Origin of the sequence: Streptomyces sp. NPDC059828 (assembly GCF_042731955.1) — a bacterium.
Lineage (GTDB): Bacteria > Actinomycetota > Actinomycetes > Streptomycetales > Streptomycetaceae > Streptomyces.
Genome location: NZ_JBHWIW010000043.1, coordinates 57,497 through 65,269 on the forward strand (window position 1 = coordinate 57,497; position 7,773 = coordinate 65,269).

At 68.6% G+C, this 7,773-nt stretch carries 6 protein-coding genes; 3 read left to right on the forward strand and 3 right to left on the reverse strand.

What is annotated here, in order from left to right:
- Window positions 1-212: 212 nt before the first annotated feature.
- Complete coding sequence (locus tag ACFV6V_RS23790) at window positions 213-497, forward strand: hypothetical protein (protein WP_361282405.1); 285 nt, start codon at window positions 213-215, stop codon at window positions 495-497.
- Between the two features lie 75 nt (window positions 498-572).
- Here ACFV6V_RS23790 and ACFV6V_RS23795 read toward each other — a convergent pair whose 3' ends face one another.
- Genes ACFV6V_RS23795 through ACFV6V_RS23805 form a run of 3 tightly spaced genes read right to left on the reverse strand, consistent with a single transcriptional unit; the run spans window position 573 to window position 5,197 of the window.
- Entirely contained in the window at window positions 573-2,132 is a 1,560-nt protein-coding gene (locus ACFV6V_RS23795; RefSeq protein WP_385568374.1) for a GMC family oxidoreductase, read from the reverse strand.
- Between the two features lie 30 nt (window positions 2,133-2,162).
- Window positions 2,163-3,731: an APC family permease gene (locus ACFV6V_RS23800; protein ID WP_385568376.1), complete on the reverse strand. Its 1,569-nt coding sequence runs from the start codon at window positions 3,729-3,731 to the stop codon at window positions 2,163-2,165.
- Window positions 3,728-5,197 (reverse strand): aldehyde dehydrogenase family protein, encoded by a 1,470-nt coding sequence (locus ACFV6V_RS23805; protein WP_385568378.1) that lies wholly within the window; start codon window positions 5,195-5,197, stop codon window positions 3,728-3,730. The genes ACFV6V_RS23800 and ACFV6V_RS23805 overlap by 4 nt, the downstream gene beginning before the upstream one ends.
- Before the next feature lie 358 nt (window positions 5,198-5,555).
- On the opposite strand from ACFV6V_RS23805, the gene ACFV6V_RS23810 reads away from it, so the two are divergent.
- Entirely contained in the window at window positions 5,556-6,614 is a 1,059-nt protein-coding gene (locus tag ACFV6V_RS23810; protein WP_385568381.1) for a nitrous oxide reductase family maturation protein NosD, read from the forward strand.
- Between the two features lie 49 nt (window positions 6,615-6,663).
- Entirely contained in the window at window positions 6,664-7,713 is a 1,050-nt protein-coding gene (locus tag ACFV6V_RS23815; protein ID WP_385568384.1) for a methyltransferase, read from the forward strand.
- Window positions 7,714-7,773 lie beyond the last annotated feature (60 nt).

The window sequence follows — 7,773 nt, forward strand, 5'->3', positions numbered from 1 at the left end:
CGGCCTCACCCCTCCATGCTGTCCCGCCTGCGACTCAATGGGCGACTCAGAGAGCGAATGACCGGTCCCGGACAAGGCCATCCGGTCCCTTGCGACCTTCGTACAAAAGGGCCGAACGGGTGGTCGTCCGCCCCTTACGCAACCACTCTCACCTGCCGGAGCCTCCTGGCAGTCAGTGACCCCACCGAGGAGACACCACTGAGGAGGCTCCCATGGCTGTTGATCTCTACCGGTTCCCCGGAGCGGATTTCTTCGGCACGCTGGGCGACACCAGCGCCACGTACGCCGGTGACTTCCTGCTGCCGACCCCCGATCCCGGACAGCGGCTGCCGATGCCGCTGAACCCCGAGGACTCGCGCCGCCTCGACCTGCACGCCGCGCTGACCTCGGCCGGTATCGCACCGCTGCCCGGTGATCTCGAGGCCATCGAGGCGCTGTGCCTGCTCGACGAGGCCACGAACGCCACGCTCCGGCGCTGGATCACCGGGGCCGCGTAGGAGCCCGTCCAGGCGGGTGCATGCGATGGCAGCGGCTCCACGGCCCGGATGACCCGGGCCATGGAGCCGCCGTCGTCAGCCTTCCCTGACCAGGTCGGCGCACTTCTCGCCGATCATCATCGTGGTGATGCAGGGATTCACCGCGGGGAGGAACGGCATCGCCGAACCATCCGCCACCCGCAGCCCACGGACGCCCTTCACCCGGAGCCGGGCGTCGAGCGGTGCGCTGCGGTCGTCGTCGGCGCCCATCCGCACCGTGCAGGCCGGGTGGTAGACCGTGTTGTGTGTCTCGCGGATATACGCGAACAGCTCCTCGTCGCTCCTGGCCCCCGGCCCCGGGGCCAGCTCGGCACCCGCCCAGTCGGACATCGGGGCCTGCGCCACGATCTCGCGTGCCAGCCGCAGCCCGTAGGTCATCACCCGGATGTCGTGCTCGTCGGTGAAGTAGCGGGGGTCCACCATCGGCTTGTCGCGGAAGTCGCGGGTACGCAGCCGCACCGTGCCCAGGGAGCGGGACCGTGTGACGTTGGGCGTGAGGCAGAACGCGTTGTCCGTCGTGGGATAGCCGCGCCGGAAGGTGTTCATGTCGAAGGGCACGGACCCGTAGTGGAACATCAGATCCGGCCGGTCCAGGCCCGGTTCGGTGTCGGCGAAGATCCCGATCTCCCACCACTGCGTGGAGGTGGTGACCATGGGCTGCTTCGCCTCCCACATGATCACCCCTTCGGGGTGGTCCTGGAGATTCGAACCGACGCCGGGAGAGTCGACCCGCACGTCGACCCCCACCTCCCGCAGATGGTCAGCGGGTCCGATGCCCGAGAGCATCAGCAGCTTCGGCGAGTCGATCGCACCGCAGCACACGATCACCTCGCGCCGTGCGGACACGGACCCGGTGTGGACCGTGTCCGGCTCCAGGTACTCGACCCCGGTGCAGCGTCCGTCCTCGCCGAAGAGCAGCCTGCGGGCCTGACGGCCGGTGCGCACCTCCAGATTGGGACGTTTGCCGAGCACCGGGTGCAGATACGACACCGAGGCGGACGCCCGGGTGCCGTCCGGGAAGCAGTTGATCTGGAACCAGTTGGCTCCGCGCACGACGGTGGTGCCGGTGTTGAACGGAGTGCGCGGGATACCGGCTGCCGCACATGCCTCCAGCAGGGCCCGCCCACAGGGGTCGAGCGGAGGCACCGTGCGCAGATGGACGGGCCCCGAATGGCCGTGGTCCCCGGGCCCGTCATTGGTCTCCAGCCGCCGGTAGAGCGGGAAGCAGTCCTCGGCGCTCCAGCCGGTGCAGCCCATCGCGGCCCACTCGTCCAGGTCCTCGGCGGGCGCCCAGAAGGCGATACAGGAATTGTGCGACGAGCAGCCGCCGAGCACCTTGGCACGGGCGTGGCGCAGGAAGCTGTTGCCGTTCTCCTGCGGTTCCACCGGGTAGTCCCAGTCGAAGCCCGACTCCAGCAGGGCCATCCAGCGGTCCAGTCTGAGGACGCCGTCCTCGCCCACGTCCGACGGCCCGGCCTCCACGAGGCAGACGGTGACATCAGGGTCTTCGCTCAGCCGCGCGGCGATCACGGCTCCGGCCGTGCCGCCGCCGACCACGACATGGTCGAACTCCGCCAGGGGTCTGTCTGGGGTCATGGGAGCTCCCGGGTTGGGGTCGGCTGGTCTTCAGGGAGTGGTGGGATCCATGGCCTGCGCCGCGTGTTCGGCGAGCACACCCGTACGGTGCCGCTGCACGAACCAGTAGTAGGCGAAGCCGCCGAGGGCGACGATGCCGATGAACAGGAACGCGCCCCAGCGCAGGTACCAGTGCTGCGGCCCGGTCGCGTTGTAGACCTCGGCGCGCGGCCAGGCCAGGTTGAGGGACATGGCGGCGCCCCACAGCACCGCGAGGATGTTCACCGGCAGCCCGAACCTGCCGAGCGAGAACCGGCCCTCGGCGGGCTTCCACTGCCCGCGCAGCCGCTGGATCAGCATGGGCGTGGTGACCATCAGATAGGCGACGTAGATCATGATGATCGCGATGCTGGTGATCACCGAGAAGATCTGCGGCTGGTTGATGTTGATGACCAGGACCACCACCCCGACCACGCCCATGACGATGGCGGGTACGACCGGTGTCTTGAAGCGGGGGCTGACCTTGGCCAGCTTCGAGCCCGCGGGCAGGTTGTTGTCGCGGGCCATGGCGAACATCAGCCTGATGCCCGCGGCCTGCACGGCCAGTACGCAGACGGTGATCGCGATCACCACGCACCACAGGAACACCTCGCCGACGGTCGGGCCGAGGGTTGCGAGCACCACGTACTGCAGACCCTCGGTGGACAGCTGCTTGGCGAACAGGTCCGGTACGGCCATCAGGGCGAAGAGAAGGATGAGTCCGCCGAGGGCGAAGGACGCGAGCAGGGCCCGCAGGATGGCGCGCGGGCAGTTGCGCGCCGGGTCGTGCGACTCCTCGCCGAGCGAGGAGGCCGTGTCGAAGCCGTACATCACATAGGCGGAGGCGAGCGACGCGGTCAGGAAGGCGCCGAAGTAGCCCAGGGTGTAGTCCGCGCCCAGTCCGTAGGTCTGGGTGAGCACCGCGCCGGGGCCGCGCGTGATGTGCACGGCCAGGCAGATGATCAGGGCGATGGCGGCGAGCAGTTCGATGAAGACGCCCCCGGAGTTGATCTGCGCCATCAGTTTGACACCGAAGGCGTTGACCAGCGTGGAGAAGAGGATGAGCACCGAACCGAGCAGGACGGCGTTGGCGGCGGCGCTGGAGCCGCTGCCGTCACCGATGAACTGGAAGACGGGGTCGATGCGGGGCAGCGTGATCTGGTAGGCGAGTGCCACGGCGGCCAGCGTCACCATGGTGGCGGTGAGCATCATCCAGCCACCGAGCCAGCCCACGTGCGGGCCGCCCATCTTCTTCGCCCAGTTGTAGACGGAACCGGCCACCGGGTAGCGGGCGGCCAGTTCACAGAAGCAGAGGGCGACCATCAGCTGTCCCACGAAGACCATGGGCCAGGACCACCAGTAGGCGGGGCCGCCGAAGGCGACGCCGAAGTAGAACAGCTGGAAGGTGCCGGTGAGGATCGAGATGTAACTGATCCCGGCGGCGAAGGTGTGGAAGTTGCCGAGGGTGCGCTTGAGCTCGGGCTTGTAGCCGAGCTCGGCGATGGCTTCGTCGTCGTTGCGGCCACCCGGGCCCGGGGTGGGCCCCGGCGGCTGGGACGCGGGGCCGGTATCCGTCGTCATGCGAACCACCTCTGGGGGCTGGGCGACAGGTTGCGCCAGATGTGTTTGGCTTCCTGGTACTCGGCCAGCCCGGTCGGGCCGAGTTCGCGGCCGAAGCCGGACTGCTTCATCCCGCCCCATTCCGCCTGGGGCACATACGGATGGAAGTCGTTGATCCACATGGTTCCGGCACGCACCCGCGAGGCGACCCGGTGACCGCGGGCGGTGTCCGAGGTCCACACGGCCCCGGCGAGCCCGTAGACGGTGTCATTGGCCAGGGCCACGGCCTCGTCCTCGTCACGGAACCGCTCCACGGTGAGCACCGGACCGAACGACTCATCGGTCACCACGGACATCCCGGGGGTGCACTCGTCGAGCACGGTCGGCAGATAGTAGAAGCCGTTCCGGAGCGCGGGGTCGTCCGGACGCGCACCGCCGCAGCGCAGCACGGCGCCCTCGGCGAGCCCCGCCGCCACATAGGCCTCCACCTTCTCGCGGTGCGCGGCGGAGATCAGCGGCCCGGCCCGGGCGTTCTCGTCGAACGGCCCGCCGAGCGGGATGGCCTCCGCCTGCTTGACCAGCTCGGCGACGAAGGCGTCGTGCAGCTCGTCCTGGACGAGCAGCCGTGCCCCTGCCGAGCAGACCTGACCTGAGTGCAGGAATACCGCCGTGAGCGCGTAGTCGACGGCGGCGTCGAACGCGGCGTCGGCGAACACGATGTTGGGGTTCTTGCCGCCGAGTTCCAGCGCCACCTTCTTCACGGTCGGGGCCGCGGCCGCCATGATGCGGCGGCCCGTGACCAGGCCGCCCGTGAACGACACCATGTCCACGCGGGGATCCTCGGTGAGCGGTGAGCCCGCGGTGGCTCCCGCGCCGAGCACCAGGTTGGCCGCCCCGGCGGGCAGCCCGGCCTCGGTCAGCAGTCGCATCAGGATGACGGCCGTGTGCGGGGTCAGCTCACTCGGCTTGAGGACGAAGGTGTTCCCGGCGCCCAGGGCGGGAGCCACCTTCCAAGCGGTCTGGAGCAGGGGGTAGTTCCACGGGGTGATCAGCGCGCAGACGCCCACCGGCTCATGGACCACCCTGCTGTCGACCCCCGGGTCGCCGGTGTCCACCACACGGTCGTGCCCGCCCGAGGCCACCATGTTGCCGAAGTAGCGGAAGCAGCGGGCGATGTCGTCCATGTCGTACGCGCTTTCGACCAGCCGCTTGCCCGTGTCGAGGGACTCGGCCCGTGCGAGTGCGTCCTTGTCCCGTTCGAGCAGGGCGGCAACCCGCAGCAGCAGTGCTCCGCGCTCGGCCGCCGGGGTGCCGGGCCAGGGGCCCCGGTCATAGGCGTCCCGCGCCGCGGCGACCGCCGCCGCCGCGTCCTTCGGTCCGGCCTCGTCGACGGTCGCCACCAGCGTGCCGTCGGCCGGGCAGCGGATCTCCCGTACCTCGCCGTCGGCAGCCGCGGTCCATTCGCCACCGATGAACAGCTCCGCCATGGGGACCTCCGGGTTCAGATGAGCGCCCCAAAGTGACTTTCGTCAGGTTTGAGCCCTTTGGGTCCGACATTAGAGAGGTCAGGACGGTTTCGCAGATGAGGGGGGCACTTGATGGGCGGGTTTCCCCGGAAAGCCGGACACCTTTCGTCACGTTACGTAAGGAATGAATACGCACAGTCACTACGCACCCGCGCTCATCAGAAGTGGCCGACGCCCGGGCCTCCGCTCGGCTCTCGCTACCCGGAGGGAGTCGCCGACGGCAGGCGACACGCCGGGCCGTTGCCCGTTTGGATTACGACACGCGACCCTAACGCCATGGTATGTGGCGAATTGTCATAAGCCCCCATAATTTCGACTCATGACGAAACGACAGATCACTTACCTCGGATCCGCCGCCCTCCTGGCCGCTTCCGGCATGGGCGCCGCCCTGCCCGCCCATGCCGCGGGCACCCATGACGTCCAGCCCGGAGAGTCGATCCAGGCCGCGGTGAACGCCGCGAAACCCGGCGACGTCATCACCATCGGCGCCGGGACCTTCCACGAGAGCGTCACGATCACGACCTCCGACCTGACCCTGCGCGGTGCGGGCAAGCGGACCGTCATCGCACCCCCGGCGACGGCCGGCAAGGACGCCTGTGCCCAGAAGGGCAACGGAATCTGTGTCATCGGCACCGAAGCCAGACCGGTCGAAGGCGTGGAGATCGGTTCGCTCACGGTCCGTGCCTTCAAGAAGAACGGTATCTGGGCCTCCCGCACCGACGACCTGACCGTGCGCAAGGTGACCGTCGAGAAGAACGGGAACTGGGGAATCGCCCAGGAACGCTCGGTCGGCGGCGAATTCCGCGGCAACATCGCCCGGGACAACGCCGAGTCCGGCATCTTCCTTTCCAACACGACCGACACGGAGGCCGGAGCCCTGGACACCAAGGGCGCCGTGGTCAGCGGCAACTACCTCGCGGGCAACCGCATCGGAGTGACGATCCGCCGCCTCAGGAACCTCGTCGTCGAGGGCAACGCCATCACCGGCAACTGCGCCGGTGTGTTCATCGTCGGCGACGAGGGCGTACCGCGCACCGGCGACCTCGCCGTACGCGGCAACAGCATCTTCCAGAACAACAAGCACTGCCCGAAGACCGCACGGCTGCCCGAGATCCAGGGCGCCGGAATCGTGCTCACGGGCACCGAGCACACCACCGTCACGTCCAACGTGATCTGGGGCCACACCGGGAAGTCGCCGTTCGCCGGCGGCATCGTGCTGTTCAAGAGCATCGTCGGCTCGCCCAACAGCCGCAACGACATCAGCAACAACGTGATGGTCGGCAACACCGTCCCCGATCTCGCCAACCGCGACACCGGCGAGGGCAACACCTTCGGCGGCAACTTCTGCAAGGCATCCGAACCCGCGGGCATGTGCTGACACGGCCGCTCGGTCCGGGGGAAGCACACACCATGAGAAACGAGGCGGCATGACGACCGTAAGCACCACCCCCTCGCACGAGGCCACCACCCCACCGTCCATGCGCCTGCGGGAGCTCGTCTTCGGGGCGGCATGCGCCGCCGCCGTGCGCGCCGCTGCCAGGCTGGGTGTCCCCGACGCGCTCGGGGACACCCCCTCGACCGCCGAAGAGCTGGCCGCGACCGTGCGCAGCGACCCCCGTGCGCTGCGGCGGATGATGCGGGCCCTGTCCTGCTACGGGATCTTCGAGGAGCAGTCGGACGGGCGGTTCGCCCACACAGAGATGTCCCGCATGCTGCGCGAGGACGACCCGCACAGCCTCAAGAACATCGCGCTCTGGTGCACCGAGCCCTGGACCTGGAATGCTTGGCCGCTCCTGGACGAGGCGGTGCGAACCGGTTCGGGCGTGTTCGAGCAGGTCTACGGGAAGGGCTTCTTCGACTACCTGCACGCGGACGCGCCGGAATCGGCCCAGGTGTTCAATCGGGCCATGACCACGTCCAGCATGCAGTCGGCCCGTGAGGTCGCCGAACTCCTCGATCTCACCGGGGTGTCGACCGTCGCGGACATCGGCGGCGGCCAAGGTCATGTGCTGGCCAGCCTGCTGGAGAAGTACCCCCATATGCGGGGCTCCCTGCTCGACCTTCCCCGTGTGGTGGCGAACGCGGATCCCCGGCTGCGCGACGGCGGTGCGCTCGCCGACCGGGTCCGCATCATCCCCGGCGACTGCCGGGAGGCCATCCCGGTCGAAGCCGATGTCTACATCATCAAGAACATCCTGGAGTGGGACGACGAGAGCACCCGCAGAACCCTGCGGAACGTCATCGAGTCGGCCCGCCCGGGATCCAGGGTGGTGGTCATCGAGAACCTCGTGGACGACACCCCGTCCATGCGCTTCACCACCTCGATGGACCTCATGCTGCTGCTGAACGTGGGCGGAGCCAAGCACACCAAGGACAGCATGGTCACGCGCATGGCGGACGCCGGTCTCATCGTCGGCGACATCCGCCCCGTCAACCCCTATCTGGACGCCAACGACAACCAGAAACGTCCTGGGTGAGCTCGGCTGCGCTCAGTGGCCCTGCGGGTACCTACCGCCCGGCCGTGTCGAGGGCGGCTC

What these genes read in the sequence shown, in the direction of transcription:
- ACFV6V_RS23805 (WP_385568378.1), bottom strand. Translation starts at nt 5,197, where the DNA reads ATGGCGGAGCTGTTCATCGGTGGCGAATGGACCGCGGCTGCCGACGGC.
- ACFV6V_RS23795 (WP_385568374.1), bottom strand. Translation starts at nt 2,132, where the DNA reads ATGACCCCAGACAGACCCCTGGCGGAGTTCGACCATGTCGTGGTCGGC.
- ACFV6V_RS23810 (WP_385568381.1), top strand. Translation starts at nt 5,556, where the DNA reads ATGACGAAACGACAGATCACTTACCTCGGATCCGCCGCCCTCCTGGCC.
- ACFV6V_RS23790 (WP_361282405.1), top strand. Translation starts at nt 213, where the DNA reads ATGGCTGTTGATCTCTACCGGTTCCCCGGAGCGGATTTCTTCGGCACG.
- ACFV6V_RS23800 (WP_385568376.1), bottom strand. Translation starts at nt 3,731, where the DNA reads ATGACGACGGATACCGGCCCCGCGTCCCAGCCGCCGGGGCCCACCCCG.
- ACFV6V_RS23815 (WP_385568384.1), top strand. Translation starts at nt 6,664, where the DNA reads ATGACGACCGTAAGCACCACCCCCTCGCACGAGGCCACCACCCCACCG.